Origin of the sequence: Streptomyces sp. NRRL B-1347 (assembly GCF_000720325.1) — a bacterium.
Taxonomy (GTDB): domain Bacteria; phylum Actinomycetota; class Actinomycetes; order Streptomycetales; family Streptomycetaceae; genus Streptomyces.
In genome coordinates, this window is record NZ_JOJM01000054.1 from 39,432 (window position 1) to 56,855 (window position 17,424).

At 72.4% G+C, this 17,424-nt stretch carries 18 protein-coding genes; 8 read left to right on the forward strand and 10 right to left on the reverse strand.

What is annotated here, in order from left to right:
- Positions 1–43: 43 nt before the first annotated feature.
- Positions 44–808, reverse strand: a complete 765-nt coding sequence (locus IG74_RS0133195) for a ferritin-like fold-containing protein (RefSeq protein ID WP_037826462.1) — start codon at positions 806–808, stop codon at positions 44–46.
- Positions 809–1,339: 531 nt separating this feature from the next.
- Between IG74_RS0133195 and IG74_RS0133200 the strand changes: the two genes are divergently transcribed.
- Entirely contained in the window at positions 1,340–2,809 is a 1,470-nt protein-coding gene (locus IG74_RS0133200; protein WP_420709979.1) for a DEAD/DEAH box helicase, read from the forward strand.
- 87 nt (positions 2,810–2,896) lie between these two features.
- Positions 2,897–3,772 carry an alpha/beta fold hydrolase gene (locus tag IG74_RS0133205; protein WP_030684746.1) on the forward strand — a complete coding sequence of 292 codons (876 nt, stop codon included), beginning with the start codon at positions 2,897–2,899 and terminating at the stop codon, positions 3,770–3,772.
- Between the two features lie 25 nt (positions 3,773–3,797).
- Here the strand turns inward: IG74_RS0133205 and IG74_RS0133210 are convergent, their stop codons facing one another.
- A complete protein-coding gene (locus IG74_RS0133210; RefSeq protein WP_030684748.1) occupies positions 3,798–4,712 on the reverse strand; it encodes an NYN domain-containing protein in 915 nt (304 codons plus the stop codon).
- 214 nt (positions 4,713–4,926) lie between these two features.
- Here IG74_RS0133210 and IG74_RS52875 point away from each other — a divergent pair, with 214 nt between their 5' ends.
- A complete protein-coding gene (locus IG74_RS52875; protein ID WP_138961645.1) occupies positions 4,927–5,079 on the forward strand; it encodes a hypothetical protein in 153 nt (50 codons plus the stop codon).
- Between the two features lie 103 nt (positions 5,080–5,182).
- Here IG74_RS52875 and IG74_RS0133220 read toward each other — a convergent pair whose 3' ends face one another.
- The 4 genes from IG74_RS0133220 to IG74_RS0133235 all read right to left on the reverse strand — a co-directional run bounded on the left by IG74_RS0133220 (position 5,183) and on the right by IG74_RS0133235 (position 8,419).
- Entirely contained in the window at positions 5,183–5,785 is a 603-nt protein-coding gene (locus IG74_RS0133220; protein ID WP_030684751.1) for a MarC family protein, read from the reverse strand.
- 115 nt (positions 5,786–5,900) lie between these two features.
- Positions 5,901–6,776: a PHP domain-containing protein gene (locus IG74_RS0133225; RefSeq protein ID WP_030684753.1), complete on the reverse strand. Its 876-nt coding sequence runs from the start codon at positions 6,774–6,776 to the stop codon at positions 5,901–5,903.
- Positions 6,777–6,935: 159 nt separating this feature from the next.
- Entirely contained in the window at positions 6,936–7,577 is a 642-nt protein-coding gene (locus IG74_RS0133230; RefSeq protein WP_030684756.1) for a DUF6758 family protein, read from the reverse strand.
- A 248-nt stretch (positions 7,578–7,825) separates the two neighbouring features.
- Positions 7,826–8,419 (reverse strand): suppressor of fused domain protein, encoded by a 594-nt coding sequence (locus IG74_RS0133235; RefSeq protein WP_030684758.1) that lies wholly within the window; start codon positions 8,417–8,419, stop codon positions 7,826–7,828.
- A 505-nt stretch (positions 8,420–8,924) separates the two neighbouring features.
- Between IG74_RS0133235 and IG74_RS0133240 the strand changes: the two genes are divergently transcribed.
- Both IG74_RS0133240 and IG74_RS0133245 read left to right on the forward strand, forming a co-directional pair.
- Positions 8,925–10,040 carry a magnesium and cobalt transport protein CorA gene (locus IG74_RS0133240; RefSeq protein WP_030684760.1) on the forward strand — a complete coding sequence of 372 codons (1,116 nt, stop codon included), beginning with the start codon at positions 8,925–8,927 and terminating at the stop codon, positions 10,038–10,040.
- A 41-nt stretch (positions 10,041–10,081) separates the two neighbouring features.
- Positions 10,082–10,597, forward strand: coding sequence for a hypothetical protein (locus tag IG74_RS0133245; RefSeq protein WP_030684763.1), 516 nt, complete (start codon positions 10,082–10,084; stop codon positions 10,595–10,597).
- A gap of 25 nt (positions 10,598–10,622) precedes the next feature.
- Here IG74_RS0133245 and IG74_RS0133250 read toward each other — a convergent pair whose 3' ends face one another.
- Positions 10,623–11,384, reverse strand: a complete 762-nt coding sequence (locus tag IG74_RS0133250; RefSeq protein ID WP_037826455.1) for a hypothetical protein — start codon at positions 11,382–11,384, stop codon at positions 10,623–10,625.
- A 238-nt stretch (positions 11,385–11,622) separates the two neighbouring features.
- Between IG74_RS0133250 and IG74_RS0133255 the strand changes: the two genes are divergently transcribed.
- Genes IG74_RS0133255 through IG74_RS0133265 form a run of 3 tightly spaced genes read left to right on the forward strand, consistent with a single transcriptional unit; the run spans position 11,623 to position 14,649 of the window.
- Entirely contained in the window at positions 11,623–12,897 is a 1,275-nt protein-coding gene (locus IG74_RS0133255; RefSeq protein WP_030684768.1) for a magnesium transporter MgtE N-terminal domain-containing protein, read from the forward strand.
- Positions 12,887–13,471, forward strand: a complete 585-nt coding sequence (locus tag IG74_RS0133260) for a DUF1003 domain-containing protein (RefSeq protein WP_030684769.1) — start codon at positions 12,887–12,889, stop codon at positions 13,469–13,471. The genes IG74_RS0133255 and IG74_RS0133260 overlap by 11 nt, the downstream gene beginning before the upstream one ends.
- Positions 13,472–13,515: 44 nt before the next feature.
- Positions 13,516–14,649 carry an Mrp/NBP35 family ATP-binding protein gene (locus tag IG74_RS0133265; protein ID WP_030684770.1) on the forward strand — a complete coding sequence of 378 codons (1,134 nt, stop codon included), beginning with the start codon at positions 13,516–13,518 and terminating at the stop codon, positions 14,647–14,649.
- A 67-nt stretch (positions 14,650–14,716) separates the two neighbouring features.
- On the opposite strand, the gene IG74_RS0133270 is transcribed toward IG74_RS0133265, so the two are convergent.
- The 3 genes from IG74_RS0133270 to IG74_RS0133280 form a co-directional block, all read right to left on the reverse strand.
- Entirely contained in the window at positions 14,717–15,391 is a 675-nt protein-coding gene (locus IG74_RS0133270) for a hypothetical protein (protein WP_030684771.1), read from the reverse strand.
- Between the two features lie 207 nt (positions 15,392–15,598).
- Positions 15,599–16,072, reverse strand: coding sequence for a sec-independent translocase (locus IG74_RS0133275; RefSeq protein ID WP_030684773.1), 474 nt, complete (start codon positions 16,070–16,072; stop codon positions 15,599–15,601).
- 119 nt (positions 16,073–16,191) lie between these two features.
- Positions 16,192–17,424: S1C family serine protease (locus IG74_RS0133280; protein ID WP_030684775.1), on the reverse strand; the 1,233-nt coding region annotated here is incomplete at its 5' end.

Sequence of the window (17,424 nt, forward strand, 5' to 3'; positions counted from 1 at the left end):
CTCCGGGGCGCGACCGGGGCCCGGCCACGGGCCGGGCCCGGACTCAGGCCGCCAGGCCGAGCGCGGCCATCCGCTTGGTGTGCGCCTCGGTGATCCGCGAGAACATCCGCCCGACCTCGGCGAGGTCGAACCCGTCCGCGACACCGCCGACCAGCATGGTCGACAGGGCGTCCCGGTCGGCCACCACCCGCTGCGACTGCGAGAGCGCCTCGCCCATCAGGCGTCGCGCCCACAGCGCGAGCCGCCCGCCGACGCGCGGGTCCGCGTCGATCGCGGCGCGCACCTTCTCCACGGCGAAGCTCGCGTGCCCGGTGTCGTCGAGGACGCCCAGGACGAGCCGGCGCGTGTCGACGTCGAGCCGGGCCGCGACCTCGCGGTAGAAGTCACTGGCGATGGAGTCGCCGACGTACGCCTTGACCAGGCCCTCCAGCCAGTCGGACGGCGCCGTCTGCCGGTGGAAGCCGTCGAGCGCGGCGACGAAGGGCTCCATGGCCTCGGTCGGCTCCGCGCCGACCGCCGCGAGCCGGTCCCGCAACTGCTCGAAGTGGTGGAACTCGGCGGACGCCATCTTCGCCAGCTCCGCCTTGTCGGCAAGGGTCGGCGCCAGCTTGGCGTCCTCCGCGAGCCGCTCGAACGCGGCGAGCTCCCCGTAGGCGAGCGCGCCGAGGAGGTCCACGACCGCGGCGCGGTACTGCGGGTCGGCGGAAGCTTTCGCCCAGTCCTGGGCGGCCACCCCGGTGGGGGTCTCGACGGCCTCGGCGTCGGCTGCGTCGGGTCCGGGCTGAGCTGCGTTGTCAGGCGTCTCCATGAAGCGCACAATAGCCCGCCCGTCCGGTGGCGTAAGGCCCTGGTCAGCCACTGTGACGACAACGACGTACGGCCGCCGAGGGGGCGCGCGGCGACCCTGCGGGAGCGCCGGTGCGAGACGGGTGACACAAATCGCCGGACACTCATGCGAGATTCCGGGGTACAGTGGTAATGCGCCCGCCGAATATTCGACGGGCCGTATGAATGAGGATGCCCGGTCGGTGGCCCGATCGGCTCCGACCAGACAGCCCTCCAGGGCCAGTGCGCATCGTGCGTACGGCATGCGGAGGGACCCTCAGCGGTGTGAGCGCTCGAGCGTCGGCAGTGGTCCCGTGCCACCTGGCCCGCCCGGTTCGTTCCACAGGCGGCCGACAGTCCCCGACACGGTCACGACCCCCAGCGTTCGCCTCGCGCCGCGTCTCACAGAAGAGGCATAGCCCTGACTACGACTTTCCGGGATCTCGGGATTCTTCCCGAGACAGCCGAGGCCCTTGAGGCCGTCGGCATCGTGAACCCCTTCCCCATCCAGGAGATGACGCTCCCCGTCGCGCTCTCCGGCACCGACGTCATCGGCCAGGCCAAGACCGGCACCGGCAAGACGCTCGGCTTCGGCCTTCCGCTCCTCGAGCGCGTCGTCGTCCCCGCCGACGTCGAGGCGGGCCGCGGCACGCCCGACGACCTCACGCAGGCTCCGCAGGCGCTCGTGGTCGTCCCCACCCGCGAGCTGTGCACGCAGGTCACCAACGACCTCCTGACCGCCGGCAAGGCGCGCAACGTCCGCGTCCTCGCCATATACGGCGGCCGTGCCTACGAGCCGCAGGTCGAGGCCCTCAAGAAGGGCGTCGACGTGGTCGTCGGCACCCCCGGCCGCCTGCTCGACCTCGCGGGGCAGCGCAAGCTGAACCTGAAGCACGTCAAGTGCCTCGTCCTCGACGAGGCCGACGAGATGCTCGACCTGGGCTTCCTGCCCGACGTCGAGAAGATCATCAACATGCTCCCGGCGAAGCGCCAGACGATGCTCTTCTCCGCGACCATGCCGGGCGCCGTCATCGGCCTCGCCCGCCGCTACATGTCGCAGCCCACGCACATCCGCGCCACCGCGCCGGACGACCAGGGCGCGACCGTCGCGAACATCGCGCAGCACGTGTACCGCGCGCACTCGATGGACAAGCCCGAGATGGTGTCCCGCATCCTGCAGGCCGACGGCCGTGGCCTCGCCATGATCTTCTGCCGTACGAAGCGCACGGCCGCGGACATCGCCGAGCAGCTGGAGCGGCGCGGCTTCGCCTCCGGCGCGGTCCACGGCGACCTCGGCCAGGGCGCCCGCGAGCAGGCCCTGCGCGCCTTCCGCAACGGCAAGGTCGACGTGCTCGTGTGCACCGACGTCGCCGCCCGCGGCATCGACGTCGAGGGCGTCACGCACGTCATCAACTACCAGTCCCCCGAGGACGAGAAGACGTATCTGCACCGCATCGGCCGCACCGGCCGCGCGGGCGCCTCGGGCACCGCGATCACGCTCGTCGACTGGGACGACATCCCGCGCTGGCAGCTGATCAACAAGGCGCTCGAGCTGGACTTCAACGACCCGGTCGAGACGTACTCCAGCTCCCCGCACCTGTTCGAGGAGCTGAGCATCCCCGCCGGTACGAAGGGCGTCCTGCCGCGCGCCGAGCGCACCCGGGCCGGCCTCGACGCCGAGGAGATCGAGGACCTCGGCGAGACGTCCGCCCGCGGGGGCGCGAAGGGCCGCACCCGTGGCCGCACCCGCACCGCGGCCGCGGCCACGGAGGAGCCCGCCGCCGAGCGCGCGGACCGTACGCCGCGCCGGCGCCGCCGCACCCGTGCGGGCGCCCCGGTGTCGGGTGCCGCCACGGCCACCGAGGCGCAGCCCGCCAAGGCCACGGCCGCCGAGCCCGCCGCCGCGGACGACTCCGCCGCGCGTGCGCCCCGCCGGCGCCGCCGCACCCGCGCGGGCAAGTCCTCCGAGACCCCGGAGCAGTAGGTCCGACACCGCCGCGCCCACCCGTCCCGCCCTCGCGGGGCGGGTGGGCGCGCGCTTGTGCGCCGGGCAAGGGTTAACGTACGTCGCATGAGTCGGCCGCCCACGTTCAGCCCGCCCCCGGGCACCCGCGCGCGCGTCCTTGAGACCGCGCGCGGGGTGTTCGCCGTCCTGGATGCCGCGCCCGCCCGCCCGACCGGCGAGGTCAAGGGGTCCGCGTTGCTCCTGCCCGGGTTCACCGGCAGCAAGGAGGACTTCATCGCGCTGCTCCAGCCGCTGGCCGCCGCGGGCTACCGCGCCGTGGCCGTGGACGGGCGCGGGCAGTACGAGTCCGCCGGGCCCGACGACGAATCCGCCTACGCCATGGGCGAGTTGGCGCGCGACGCGCTCGCCCAGGCCGACGCGCTCGACGGCCGGGGCGCCGCTCCCCTGCACCTCGTGGGCCACTCCCTGGGCGGCCTGATCGCCCGCAAGGCCGCGCTGCTCGCGCCCACCGGCACCTTCTCCTCGCTCACGCTCATGTCGTCGGGCCCCGGCCGCATCGCGCCGTCCCAGCGCACCCGCGCCACCCTGCTCACGGACGCCCTCGCGGCGCACTCGATGGCGGCGGTGTGGGAGGCGATGCGGGCCATGGACCCGCCGGAGGACGCCGAGGTGAACGGCGGCGCGGACGACGGCGCCCTGCGCGCCCGCTGGCTGCGCAACAACCCGGCCCAGCTGATCGCCACCGGCAGGCAGCTGTGCGTCGAGCCGGACCGCGTGGCCGAGCTCGCCGCCCTGGAGCTGCCCGTGCACGTGCTGTCCGGCGAGCACGACGACACCTGGCCGGTGCCGCTCCTGGACGACATGGCCCGGCGCCTCGGGGCGCACCGCACGGTCGTCGCCGGCGCCGACCACTCCCCCAACACCGACCGCCCGGAGGCGACCGCCACCGCCCTCGTCTCCTTCTGGGACCGGACGCGCTGAGCCCCGGCGCCTTCGCGCCAGCGCCTCAGTAGCACTTCTGCAGGTGCTCCCAGAAGCCGTCCCGCAGCACCCGCCGCAGGTCGGACTGGCCGCGCAGCGAGTAGTCGAGCAGCCGCTCCGCCTCGACGAGGAGTTCCTGGTCGACCGAGCCCGGCAGATAGGGGTGGCCCGGTAACAGGCCCACGAGGGCCTCGCGGCCCCGCGCCGACAGCCACTTCGCGGAGATCTGCGCGCCCACGAAGCGCACGTCGTCCCGTGAGGGCCGGGAGGCCGCCGAAGGACCCTCGTACGGCAGGGGGGAACGGCGCGTGATGTACGGCTTGAAGAAGTCGGCGTCGAACGTGCGCTGGCTGTCGACCTCCCAGAGCAGCGGCTCCGCCTGGTTGCGCCCGTCGGGGGCCTCGATGCCCCACAGGTGGACGCGCGCGCCGTACCCCTGCGCGGCCTCGACCGCCGACACCAGGTCCTCGTCGCCGCCGATCAGCGCGGCGTCGCTGATGGCCCGGTGCCGGGCCAGCGACTCCAGGTCGCTGCGGATCAGCGAGTCGACGCCTTTTTGCTGGTTGTTGGCGTTGAGGTTGCCGAGCCGGACCTTGACGTCGGGCAGCTCGGCGATGGACTGCTGCTCGCTGGTGTGGATGCGCCGCCGGGCGCCGTCGTACCAGTACACGCGCAGCAGCCTGCTGTCGGCGAAGATCGTGCGCGCCTTGTCGATGAGGGCGTCGATGAGCCCCTCGGCGTCCAGGTCGAAGGCGCGCCGGTCCTCGGTGCCGACGGCGAGGCGCCCCGCCGCGGCATACAGATAGCCGGCGTCGACGAAGATCGCGTGGGTGGACGGGGTCTTCGCCACCTCGGCGAGCATGCGCTCGAGCAGCCCGTTGGCGCGCGCCAGCAGAGCGTTGACCTCGCCGGTCTCGTGGATGGTCTCGTCCGTGTCCATACGGAACGCATTGTCGCGTCCGTCACACAGGGGGCACAACCAGCGCTAGTTACGCAACGAACACAACCAGCCGCGAAACGGGGCGGCAACACGATGTTCATTAGCCTCTCAAAAAATTTCCTTAGCGTAGGGAATGTTTGACGCGGGAAACTCGTTGGACCCGTATGTAACCGAAGTTCTCCTCAGGAGGATCACCAGACGAAGGGAGAAGCCCATGCGCTTCGAAATCATGCGACTCGACGACGTCGACGGCACCGCTGTGGACACCACCGTCGTGGACGCCGCCTCCGTCAACCGGATCGTGCAGCAGGCGGCCGCCATCGGCCAGCGCCTCTACATCCGCCCGGCCGACACCACGGCCTCGTAACGCCGCACGTCCCCACCCATCACGCTCCAGAGCCCTGTACGACACCGGATCACGCCGGTGACGTACAGGGCTCTGTTCGTGGGTGCGCGGGGCGCGCGGGGCGTCAGCCGCCCCGGATGATCTGGGTGACGCCGTTGACGATCTGCTGCACCGCGATCGCCGACAGCATCATGCCCGCGAGGCGCGTCACCAGGACCACGCCGCCGTCCTTGATGACCCGGATGATCAGCAGCGAGAAGCGCATGGCCAGGAACAGCACCACGTGGATGGCGAGGATCGCCGCCCAGACCGAGACCTGCTCCGCCGCGTCGGCGTGCTGGACGGCCAGGATCACCTGGACGATCGCGCCGGGCCCGGCGAGCAGCGGCATGCCGAGCGGGACGAGCGCGACGTTCACGTCCTTGGTCTGCTTGGGCTCGTCGGTCTTGCCGGTGAGCAGGTCGAGCGCGACGAGCAGCAGGAGCAGCCCGCCCGCGATCATCAGGGCCTGCGTCGACACGTGCAGATAGTCGAGGATCTGCTGGCCGATGACGCCGAACACGGCGATGACCCCGAAGGCCACGCAGACGGCCTGGAAGGCCATCTTCTTCTGCACCTTGACGGGGCGGCCCGAGGTCAGGGCGAGGAAGATCGGCGTGATCCCGGGGGGATCCATGATGACAAAAAGGGTGAGGAAGAGAGATCCGAAAACGGCGACGTCGAACACGGTGATGGCCTTGCAGAGAGTCGTACGAGGTGAGGGTGGTGAGGCGGCGGCGCCCGCGCACGGCACGGGTGGCGCGCGGCCCCGGAGGGGGCGCGGCGGACGGTGGGAGCGCCCGCTAGGCGGGCAGGTCTCCGCCCGCGCCCGGAACCGGGAACGCCCCGGTGGCGCGGCGCGTGATCTCGCCGTAGATCTCGGGGTCGGTGGTGTACTCACCGAGCGAGACGGTCTTGCGGCTGCCGTGGTAGTCACTGGAGCCGGTCACGAGCAGGCCGAGGTCGGCGGCGAGGCCGCGCAGCCGGGGGCCCGCCTCGGGGGCGTACGCCAGCTGCTCGGGGTGGTCGACCTCGATGCCGTCGAGTCCCGCGGCGGCCAGCTCGGCTATCGCGGACTCCGGTACGACCTTGCCGCGCTGGGCGGCGGCCGGGTGCGCGAAGACGGTGACGCCGCCCGCGGCCTTGACCAGGCGGATCGCCTCGAACGGGTCGAGCTCGGTCTTCTCCGCGTGCGCGCGCCCGCCGTCGGCGAGCCACTCGGGCGTGAACGCGTCCGAGACGCTGGCGACGACGCCGAGCTCCACGAGGGCCTCGGCGATGTGCGGGCGGCCCACGGAGCCGTCGCCCGCGATCCGCGCGACCTGCTCCCAGCTCACGGGGACGCCGAGCTCCTGGAGCTTGCGGACCATCGTCCGCGCGCGCGGCACCCGGTCGTCGCGCACCAGCTCGCGCGCCTGCGCCAGCTCCGGCTCGTCCGGGTCGAAGAGGTACGCCAGCATGTGCAGGCCCACGCCGTCGAGGCGGCAGGAGAGCTCGGCGCCGGTGACGAGGGTCAGGCCCGGCGGCAGCGCGGCGACGGCCTCGGCGTGGCCGCGCGTGGTGTCGTGGTCGGTCAGGGCGACGACGTCGAGTCCCGCGGCGGCGGCGTTGCGCACCAGCTCGGCGGGGGTGTCCGTGCCGTCGGAAGCGGTGGAGTGGGTGTGCAGGTCGATGCGCACGCGAGGACTCCACGCTTTTCGGACGGACAGGGGCGCTTCAAGGATAACGGCCGCCTCAGGGGCAACCGGCCAGACGCGGGAACGCGGCTCTGGGGGCCTCCCGTCCGGGAGCCCTCCGGGCGCGGAAGAGCGGGAAAGCGGAAGAGGGGCGCGAAGGCCCTACGGCGTCAGCAGCCGGGGCGACAGCGCCCCGCAGGGCAGCAGCTCGACCTCCGCCCCCGCGTCCCGCAGGTCCGTGAGCACCAGCTCGTCGTACATCAGGAGCCCCGACTGCTCGGGCCACGCGATCGCCCACAGCCACAGGCCGCAGGCCTCGCCCGCGAACACGGCGCGGTCCTCCGGCGTGCCGGTCACGTGCCACATGGGCGTCGGGCGCCCGGCGGCGAGGACCTTGGCGGCGGGCGGCTTGCCCACGTTCATGCCGGGGCCGGGGTCGGGGCCGTCGATGCCCGCGTAGCGCGCGCCGAGGCCGATGCCCAACTCCTCCGCGACCAGGATGAGTTCACCGATGCCGCCGAGCGGGGCGGGCCCCGAGCAGGCCACGGCGGTCGCCCGGCCGCCGCTGCGGTCGTCGCCCGCGCAGGCCACCCCGGTGAAGAGCCAGCCGACGGGCAGCGGCCAGGGCATCCAGACCGGCACCTGCGCACGGTGCACCACGACGCTGAGGGCCTCGACGCTGGGCGGGATCACGGGCTGCAGCGGATGCACGGTCCCGTGCACGTCACACTGCCAGGAGTCGGCAAAGAGGCCGGGAGCCCTGACCCGGCCACCACACTTCGGGCAACTGGGTTCGCCCCTCATAGCGCCCCACGGTCCTCCCCGGTGGACGCCGCGTCAAGGACGATCACCCGTCCGGAGTGTGGCCGCCCGGCGCCGGCACCGGGGGCCGGGCCGGGGCCGGAGCCGGTCGCGCAGGGGCGCGTACGCCTTCGGTCCAGAGCGGCGTACGCGTGCGATGCGGGACGGGTGACGCATGTGGTCCAGTCGCGCGGGTCCGCGGCCCGTCCTTCTGGCGTACTGAGGTCCCTCCGCCGACCGGCCGGACGGGCCTAGTCCAGGACCACGCCCGCGCGCAGCGGGTCGCGCAGGTCCGTGCCCTTGGCCAGCCAGCGCTCCTGGAGGGCCTGCGCGCCGTGCACCCGCTTCCAGGCGGCCTCGTTCGGTGTCATCGGGAGCAGCGGCAGGAACCGCACGGGCTCCATCGGCTCGTCGAGCTCCAGGTCCGCCACCAGGCCGCCGGGCTCGGCGACGAGCACCGAGGTGAAGGGTGCCCCCGGCCACAGCGGCTCCCCCACGTCCAGCGAGCTGCCGGGGGCCACCACGAGCCCTTCGACCTGCGGCGACGCGGCAAGCACGGCGAGCGGCCTGAGCACCTTGTCGGTGTCGGCGACGCCGCCCCTGACGGAGAGGATCAGCTCCGCGCGGGGGCCCTTCACCGGGTCGGCGAGCACGGCCGTGGGGTCGGCCATCGGCTGGGCGGACATCCCGAGGGTCGCGTAGCGCACGACCTGGCCCCGGTTTTCGGCCGGAAAGCGCAGCACCTCGACGCGGTCCGTGCCGAGGAACGTCACCGCCGCGCGCGCGTCCGGCTCCCCCAGGGATTCACGCAACCGGGCCTCGACCAGAGCAAGAACATCAGCCATGCCGTGAGCATAGAACTCGTCAGTGATGGGTAAAGGTGGGGGTTTGGCGCACTGGTCGGCTGATACTGTTGGCTGCTGGCCCGGGCGGCACGCAGAAGCGTCGCTCTCAAGCCCGGACCTCAGGGCCCTCGGGCCCGAACTCGACGGACGGCGCCCGCGTGCGCCTGGGAACTCCCCTACGGGGGACCGGCCGGAGGAGGTGGGGCTGCAGTGGATCGAAGTCGACCGTGCAGTACCACTCGCTCTTCCGCCCGCTGACTTCCCGCAGCAACGACGCTGCGGCCGTGCACCCGGCACCCCGCGAACCCCTCGGCCCTACCCGGCCTGTGCCCCGCACGACGGAAGAGCACCGCGTTTCACCTGATCTGCATCAGTAGCGTTGCTGCCACCGCGACGGTGCGGTGCTCCCCGCTTTGTGGACGTGCCTCCCCCGAGAACGCCGGACGTCCCCATTCCGGGTAGTTCCACCCGCCGCAGGCGGCCCTTTCGTCGAAGGAGCCTGCCCATGTCGATGATCCGCGACCTGCGCGCCGCAGTCCGCCCCTCCCTGCGCAAGGAGAGCGGCGCCTACAGCTCGTACGACACCACCCGCGACCCCCGCGCCGCGTCCGCCGTCGTCGACTGCGCCGTCTACCGCGACGGCCGCCGCGTGTCCTGCGACGAGACCCTCACGCCGCACGAGGCCATGCTCCAGGTCCGCCGCGACGGCGGCTTCGCCTGGATCGGCCTGCACGAGCCGACGGAGGCCGAATTCGCCGGTATCGCCGCCGAGTTCGGGCTGCACCCGCTGGCCGTCGAGGACGCCGTCCACGCCCACCAGCGGCCCAAGCTGGAGCGCTACGACGACACGCTGTTCACGGTCTTCAAGACCATCCACTACGTGGAGCACGCCGAACTGACCGCCACCAGCGAGGTCGTGGAGACCGGCGAGGTCATGTGCTTCACCGGCCGGGACTTCTTCATCACCGTCCGGCACGGCGGCCACGGCTCGCTGCGCGCGCTGCGCCGCCGCCTCCAGGACGAGCCCGAGCTGCTCGCCAAGGGCCCCTCCGCGGTCCTGCACACCATCGCCGACCACGTCGTCGACGGCTATCTGGCGGTCGCCGACGCGATGCAGGTCGACATCGACGACGTCGAGAACGAGGTCTTCGCGGCCACCGGCAAGGGCGGCTCGCGCGGTGTCGACGCCGGGCGGATCTACCAGCTCAAGCGCGAGGTCCTGGAGTTCAAGCGGGCCGTGCAGCCGCTGCTGCGCCCGATGCAGCTGCTCTCCGAGCGCCCGATGCGGCTCGTCGACCCCGACATCCAGAAGTACTTCCGCGACGTCGCCGACCACCTCGCCCGCGTCCAGGAGCAGGTGCTCGGCTTCGACGAACTGCTCAACTCGATCCTCCAGGCCAACCTCGCGCAGGCCGCCGTCGCGCAGAACGAGGACATGCGCAAGATCACGTCCTGGGCGGCCATCATCGCCGTGCCGACGGCCGTGTGCGGCGTCTACGGCATGAACTTCGACCACATGCCCGAACTGCACTGGCGCTACGGCTACCCGATGGTGCTCGGCCTGATCGCCACGGTCTGCTACACGATCCACCGCACCCTGAAGCGGAACGGCTGGCTGTGAGCGGGGGCCCTGACCGAGGGGCCGCTGGCTAAGCTGCCGTCATGACCGCTGACACGCTGTTCGGGCGCGCCCTGATCGAAGAGGCCACCAAGAAGTCGGGCCTCGTCTGGGTGCGCGGCGCGGGTCCGGCCCGCGCCCTGTGGCACGTCTGGCACGACGGCGCGGCGCACCTCGTGGGCGACGGCCCCGGCGAGCAGCCCCTGCCGCACCTCGCCGACGGCGCCACCGCCGAGGTGACCGTGCGCAGCAAGGACAAGGGCGGCCGGCTCCTCTCCTGGACGGCGACGGTGACGGAGCTCGCGCCGCGCACCGAGGAGTGGGAGGCGGCGGTCGCCGAGCTGAAGGGCAAGCGGCTGAACGCCCCCGACGGCGAGCGGGTCGTCGAGCGCTGGGCGGCCGAGTGCCGCGTGCTGCGCCTCACGCCGCGCGACGCGGACCTGGAGCTGCCCGAGGGATCGCTCGCGGCCCCGCCGCTGCCGACGCCCGCGACGACCCGCCGGCCCATGCCGGAGGGGCTGCCGAAGCTGCTCATCGGCCGGAAGAAGAAGCGCCGCTGAGCCGCGCGGGCCCGCCGGCCAGGCCCTACGACGTCGGCAGCTGCTTGCCGTAGTCCACCGTCTCGTTCAGGCCCGGCTCCTTCAGGGGCACGGCCTGGTTCCACTCGCTGAGCCGCAGCGTGCCCGCGTCGCCCGCGCGCCGCAGGGTCAGCGGGTACGGCTTGCCGTCGAGGGACACCTCCAGGGTGCCGCCCGCGCCCTCGTCGCCGCTGATCCTGATGTAGCGCTTGGTGCCGGAGCCTCCGCGCTCGCCCTTGGCCAGCGTGCCGTGCAGGGCGAGGGTGCCGTCGAGGAGCACGTCCTTGTCGGTGAACCCGCTGAGCCTGCGGTACGCGGGGTCGCCCTGGGGCACCTTCACGTACTTGCCGTCGAGCTTGGCCGCCGCCGAGCTGTCCGCGCCCGACGAGCCGCCGTCCTCGCCCTGGTGCGCCCAAAAGGCCGAGTCCGCCTTCAGAAAGAGGTTCTCGTCGACGCGCAGCAGCTCGAACGTCTGCCCCTTGGACGTCACCGTGCCCGTGCCGCCGTTGGCCGTGAGCCGCATGTCGAGCTTGTACGTGTGGCCCTTGGTGACGACGCTGCCGGAGAGCCGCACGGCGGGCGCCGCCTCCGCGGCCTGCCGGGCCTTGCTCTGGATCCTGGCCGCGGAGAGCTTGCCGACGCCGTTCGTGCCCTGGTCGGGGTCCTCCCCGCCACCGCCGCACGCCGTCAGTCCCGCACCGCCCACCACGAGCCCCACGCACACCGCGCCGAGCAGCGCGGACCTTCGGAATCGGGGAGCCGGTCGCATCGCAGTCACAGGTGGGGCTGCCTCTCGTGCGGACGTCGTCTACGGCCACGGCCATACGCCGGAACGGCCTGGCGTACGGCAGCGTACCGGTGTCCCCCACGTCCCTCGGAGCCAGTCCGTCCGCACCGCTCACCAGGGCATATGCGGGGGGTACGGGCTAGCCTGAACCCCATATCACCGGCATTGGGCACATACCGCCGAAACGGTTCCCCGCCCCACCCCGAGAAAGGCGCGGCAGATGGCAGGAGGCGCGCCCCGGATCTTCGTCTCGCACCTGTCCGGCACCGCGGTCTTCGACCCGAACGGTGACCAGGTGGGCCGCGTGCGCGACCTCGTCGTCATGCTCCGCGTCGGCAGGAGGCCGCCCCGGCTGCTCGGCCTGGTCGTCGAACTCGCGACCCGCCGCCACATCTTCCTGCCCATGACCCGGGTGACCGGCATCGAGTCCGGCGAGGTCATCAGCACCGGCGTGCTGAACGTGCGCCGCTTCGAGCAGCGCCCCACCGAGCGGCTCGTCCTCGGCGAGATGCTCGACCGGCGCGTGCGCCTGGTGGAGAGCGGCGAGGAGGTCACCGTCCTGGACATGTCCGTGCACCGGCTCCCGGCCCGCCGCGACTGGGAGGTCGACCGGGTCTTCGTCCGCAAGGGCAAGGAGGGGGCCTTCCGGCGCAAGGGCGAGGCGCTGACCGTCGACTGGGCCGCCGTCGACGGCTTCTCCCTGGAGGAGCACGGGCAGGGCGCCGAGAACCTGCTCGCCACCTTCGAGCAGCTGCGCCCCGCCGACCTGGCCAACGTCCTGCACCACCTCTCCCCCAAGCGCCGGGCCGAGGTGGCCGCCGCCCTCGACGACGACCGGCTCGCGGACGTCCTCGAAGAGCTCCCCGAGGACGACCAGATCGAGATCCTCGGCAAGCTCAAGGAGGAGCGCGCGGCCGACGTCCTGGAGGCCATGGACCCGGACGACGCCGCCGACCTGCTCGCCGAGCTCCCCGAGGACGACAAGGAACGCCTGCTGACCCTGATGCAGCCGGACGACGCGGCCGACGTACGGCGCCTGATGGCGTACGAGGAGCGCACGGCGGGCGGTCTGATGACGACCGAGCCGATCGTGCTCCGCCCGGACGCCACGGTCGCCGACGCCCTCGCCCGGGTGCGGCAGGAGGACCTCTCCCCCGCCCTGGCCGCGCAGGTGTACGTGTGCCGCCCGCCGGACGAGACCCCGACCGGCAAGTACCTGGGCACCGTGCACTTCCAGCGGCTGCTGCGCGACCCGCCCTACACGCTCGTCGGCTCGATCCTCGACGACGACCTGCGCCCGCTGTCGCCGGAGGACCAGCTGCCGGTCGTCGCGGGCTTCTTCGCCGCGTACGACATGGTGGCGGCGCCCGTGGTCGACGAGGGGGGCGCGCTCCTCGGGGCCGTCACCGTCGACGACGTGCTCGACCACATGCTGCCCGAGGACTGGCGCGAGACGGAGTTCCACCTCCAGGAGGAGGCCGGCCATGGCGCGTGAACGGCAGGGGCGCGACCGCGAGGCGCGGGACGAGCGGCGCGAGACCCGGCCGGAGACCCGGCCCCGGTTCCGCCTGGACCAGCCCCGCGCGCGGCGCCGCAAACTCCTTCCGGACTACGACCCCGAGGCCTTCGGGCGGCTCTCGGAGCGGATCGCGCGCTTCCTCGGCACCGGCCGGTTCATCGTCTGGATGACGGTCGTCATCATCATGTGGGTGGTCTGGAACGTCTCGGCCCCCGAGAGCCTGCGCTTCGACAACTACCCGTTCATCTTCCTGACCCTGATGCTCTCGCTCCAGGCCTCGTACGCGGCCCCGCTCATCCTGCTCGCGCAGAACCGCCAGGACGACCGCGACCGCGTCACCCACGAGCAGGACCGCAAGCGCAACGAACGTTCCATCGCCGACACCGAGTACCTCACCCGGGAGATCGCCTCGCTGCGCATGGGCCTCGGCGAGGTCGCCACCCGCGACTGGCTCCGCTCCGAACTCCAGGACCTGGTCAAGGAGCTGGAGGAGCAGCGGCAGGTATTCCCGCCCGAGGCCGCCCGGGCACGTGACGTAGGCGACCGCTGACGGGCCTTCCGGACCCCCCTACCGGGAGCCGTACCATCGAGTACATGGTTACGGAAGACGCGGTGCGCGAAGCGCTGGCGACGGTGAACGACCCCGAGATCCAGCGGCCCATCACCGACCTTGGGATGGTCAAGTCCGTGGAGATCGGCGCGGATGGCGCGGTCGCGGTCGCCGTGTATCTGACGGTCTCCGGCTGCCCGATGCGGGACACGATCACGAAGAACGTGACGGACGCCGTCGCCCGCGTCGAGGGCGTCACGCGGGTCGACGTGACCCTCGACGTGATGAGCGACGAGCAGCGCAAGGAGCTCGCGACGGCGCTGCGCGGCGGCCAGGCCGAGCGCGAGGTGCCGTTCGCCAAGCCGGGCTCCCTCACCCGCGTGTACGCGGTCGCCTCCGGCAAGGGCGGCGTCGGCAAGTCGTCCGTGACGGTGAACCTGGCCGCGGCGATGGCCGCCGACGGTCTCAAGGTCGGCGTGGTCGACGCCGACATCTACGGCCACTCGGTGCCGCGCATGCTGGGTGCGGACGGCCACCCCACCCAGGTCGAGAACATGATCATGCCGCCGTCGGCGAACGGCGTGAAGGTCATCTCCATCGGCATGTTCACGCCGGGCAACACGCCGGTGGTGTGGCGCGGCCCGATGCTGCACCGCGCCCTCCAGCAGTTCCTCGCGGACGTCTTCTGGGGCGACCTGGACGTGCTCCTCCTGGACCTGCCGCCGGGCACGGGCGACATCGCGATCTCCGTCGCCCAGCTCGTCCCGAACGCCGAGATCCTGGTCGTCACCACGCCCCAGCAGGCGGCGGCCGAGGTCGCCGAGCGCGCGGGCTCCATCGCCGTCCAGACCCACCAGAAGATCGTCGGCGTGGTCGAGAACATGTCGGGCCTGCCCTGCCCGCACTGCGGCGAGATGGTCGACGTCTTCGGCACCGGCGGCGGCCAGAAGGTCGCCGAGGGCCTCACGAAGACGACCGGGGCGACGGTGCCGGTGCTCGGCTCCATCCCCATCGACATGCGCCTGCGCGAGGGCGGCGACGAGGGCAGGCCGGTGGTCCTCACCGACCCCGAGTCCCCCGCGGGCAGCGCGCTGCGCACCATCGCGGGCAAGCTCGGCGGCCGCCAGCGCGGTCTGTCGGGCATGTCCCTGGGCATCACGCCGCGCAACAAGTTCTAGCCCCGCGCACGGGAAGGGGCGCCGCTCATCGCGAGCGGCGCCCCTTCCCGCGTACCTGCCCAGAGGGCTACTTCGCGTACGCGGCGATGTCCTTGACCACCGAGAATCCGAGGCCGTACGCGCTCATCCCGCGCCCGTACGCCCCCAGATGCACCCCCTCCTTGGTGGACCCGGCGAGCACCCATCCGTACTCGGACTCCCGGTAGTGGAACGAGGTCGGGACCCCGTCCACCGGCAGGGAGAGGGTCGACCAGTCGGAGCCTTCCAGGTCGTCCGCGAGGACCCAGGCCGTCTCCGTCTGCTGGTCCAACCAGTCGTCCCGCAGGCTGTGGTCCATCTGGCCGGGCCAGGTGAAGGACAGCAGGCCGACCCCGGCGAGCCAGGCCGCGGAGGACACCGAGGTCGCCTCGAGGACGCCCGTGCCGTCGGCGCTGCGCCGCACCGGGTTGGCGGCGACGGTCACCACGACCGCGAACCGCTCCCTGTCCCCGTTGCCGAACCCGCCCTCGGCGCGTACCGACGGCTCGTCACCGTGGCCGATCGAACCGTGCTCCACGGCGCCGTCCGCCGCGGTGCCGACCTGCATCAGCCAGCGCGGTCCCGTGAAGGCCTCGTCCAGGCCGTACCAGGGGAAGGGCGCCAGCAGGTAGCCGTCGACCGTGCGCCGGGCGGAGGGCACCGCTTGCGACGCGGCACCGTCCGCGGCTGACGCCTGAGCGCCCACCCGACTTGTCGTCTCCATGTACCCGGCCGCCTCCTCGCTCTCGTCGGTCCGGAGCGGCCCGCCCCCCTCGGGCGTCCTCACGCCGGACAACAAGGCAGGATAGCCACACCGATTCCGGAAGCCGGTAAAGCAGTCGGCGGACGGGTGTCCGGAAGGCCACGACAGCGGGCACCGCGGCGCACCGGACGGCGCACGCGTGGCGCCGGATGGCGCACGCGGGTGCGCTCAGGTCGCGTCGGCGTCGAACGGCGGGTGGTCGTCGGCCGCGGGCTTGGCGGGGCGCTTCTCCATGTCGATCCGGCCGCTGCCGTTCGCCGAGGCCGTGGACGTGCCGGAGCGGCTCGCGCCGTCCGCGCGCTCCTCCGCCGCCTCGCTCTCGCGCCCGTGCACGGCGTCCGACACTTCGGCCATTTCCTTGCGCAGGTCGAAGCCGTTGCGGATTTCCTTGAGCCCGAGGTCGTCCCGCTCCATCTGCTTGCGGATGAACTTCTTCGGATTCAGGTCGTCGAACTCGAAGTCCTTGAACTCCGGACCCAGTTCGTCCCGTATGTCCTGCTTCGCACTGTCCGAGAACTGCCGGATCTTACGAATGGTCCGGGTCGCGTCCTGAATGAACTTGGGCAGCTTGTCCGGTCCGAAGATGAGTACAGCGAGGATGACCAGCGTCACTATCTCGAATACGCCGATGTCGTTGAACACCCTGAGCTCCTTGCCGTCCGGACCCGCTCTACGGTACCCGGCGCTGCTGTACGTCCGGTAGCCGCCGGGCGTCAACGACGTCAACAGCGGCAAGTGCGAGCCAGGGGCGCACTCCCGGCTCAGTCGCCACTGGCGCTGCCGAGGACCAGCGTCACCGTGCGCTCGTCGCCGCCCCGCTCGATGGTGAGCTCCAGGCGGTCCTTGGGCTTGTGCGCGCGGACCTTGACGATCAGCTCGTCGCCGGAGTGCACGCGGCGGCCGTCGACCTCGGTGATCACGTCGCCCGGCCTGAGCCCGGCCTGGGCGCCGGGGCCGCCGCGGGTGACGGCGGGGCCGCCGTTCTGGCTCTTGCGCGCGATGCGCGCGCCGTCGCCCGTGAACCGCTTGTCGATGGTGACGCCGATCACGGGGTGCGTGGCCCGGCCGGTGTTGATCAGTTCCTCGGCGACCCGCTTGCCCTGGTTGATCGGGATGGCGAAGCCGAGTCCGATGGAACCGGACTGCCCGCCCTCGGACTCCGAGCCGCCGTCGGCGGAGCGGATGGCGCTGTTGATGCCGATGACGCGGGCCTTGGAGTCGACGAGCGGCCCGCCGGAGTTGCCGGGGTTGATGGGCGCGTCGGTCTGCAGGGCGTTCACATACGAGACGTCGCTGCCGTCACCCTTCTCGCCACCCGCGGTGATGGGCCGCTCCTTGGCGCTGATGATCCCGGAGGTGACGGTGTTGGCCAGGTCGAAGGGCGCGCCGATGGCGACCACGGGGTCGCCCACCTGCACGTTCTCGGAGTTCCCCAGGGGCAGCGGCTTGAGGCCGCGGACCCGGGAGACCTTCACGACGGCCAGGTCGTATCCGCTGTCCCTGCCGATGACCTTGGCGCGCGCGGTCTCGCCGCCGCTGAAGGTCACGGATATCTCGCCGCCGGTTCCCGCCGGTTCGACGACGTGGTTGTTGGTGAGGATGTGGCCCTTGCCGTCGAGCACGAATCCGGTGCCGGTACCGGCCCCGTCGGAGCCGCGCACATGGAGCGTGACGACGCCGGGCAGGGCGCTCGAGGCGATCCCGGCCACGCTGTCCTTGGGCCGGGTGTGGGACTCCGCACCGGCCTGCGGCAGTTCCACACCGCCGCCGCCGATGCCGCCCTCACGCTCCAGATACGCCCCTACGGCGCCGCCGATGCCGCCCGCGACGAGCGCGATGAGCGCCGCCCCGGCCACGAGGACCCGCCGACCGCGCTTGCGCCGCTGCTCCCGCGTCTCGACGGCGGCACCGGTCTGCTGGAGCGGCGCGGCGCTCCAGGGGTCGTAGCGCTGCCAGGGGGTGGGGGCGGCGGGGGCCGGTGCGCCGGGCACGGG

Coding starts and splice junctions, on each gene's coding strand:
- IG74_RS0133195 (WP_037826462.1), bottom strand. CDS start 808: ATGGAGACGCCTGACAACGCAGCTCAGCCCGGACCCGACGCAGCCGAC.
- IG74_RS0133255 (WP_030684768.1), top strand. CDS start 11,623: ATGGCAGGAGGCGCGCCCCGGATCTTCGTCTCGCACCTGTCCGGCACC.
- IG74_RS0133205 (WP_030684746.1), top strand. CDS start 2,897: ATGAGTCGGCCGCCCACGTTCAGCCCGCCCCCGGGCACCCGCGCGCGC.
- IG74_RS0133210 (WP_030684748.1), bottom strand. CDS start 4,712: ATGGACACGGACGAGACCATCCACGAGACCGGCGAGGTCAACGCTCTG.
- IG74_RS0133270 (WP_030684771.1), bottom strand. CDS start 15,391: ATGGAGACGACAAGTCGGGTGGGCGCTCAGGCGTCAGCCGCGGACGGT.
- IG74_RS0133250 (WP_037826455.1), bottom strand. CDS start 11,384: ATGCGACCGGCTCCCCGATTCCGAAGGTCCGCGCTGCTCGGCGCGGTG.
- IG74_RS0133235 (WP_030684758.1), bottom strand. CDS start 8,419: ATGGCTGATGTTCTTGCTCTGGTCGAGGCCCGGTTGCGTGAATCCCTG.
- IG74_RS0133245 (WP_030684763.1), top strand. CDS start 10,082: ATGACCGCTGACACGCTGTTCGGGCGCGCCCTGATCGAAGAGGCCACC.
- IG74_RS0133200 (WP_420709979.1), top strand. CDS start 1,340: ATGACGCTCCCCGTCGCGCTCTCCGGCACCGACGTCATCGGCCAGGCC.
- IG74_RS0133260 (WP_030684769.1), top strand. CDS start 12,887: ATGGCGCGTGAACGGCAGGGGCGCGACCGCGAGGCGCGGGACGAGCGG.
- IG74_RS52875 (WP_138961645.1), top strand. CDS start 4,927: ATGCGCTTCGAAATCATGCGACTCGACGACGTCGACGGCACCGCTGTG.
- IG74_RS0133230 (WP_030684756.1), bottom strand. CDS start 7,577: ATGAGGGGCGAACCCAGTTGCCCGAAGTGTGGTGGCCGGGTCAGGGCT.
- IG74_RS0133240 (WP_030684760.1), top strand. CDS start 8,925: ATGTCGATGATCCGCGACCTGCGCGCCGCAGTCCGCCCCTCCCTGCGC.
- IG74_RS0133265 (WP_030684770.1), top strand. CDS start 13,516: ATGGTTACGGAAGACGCGGTGCGCGAAGCGCTGGCGACGGTGAACGAC.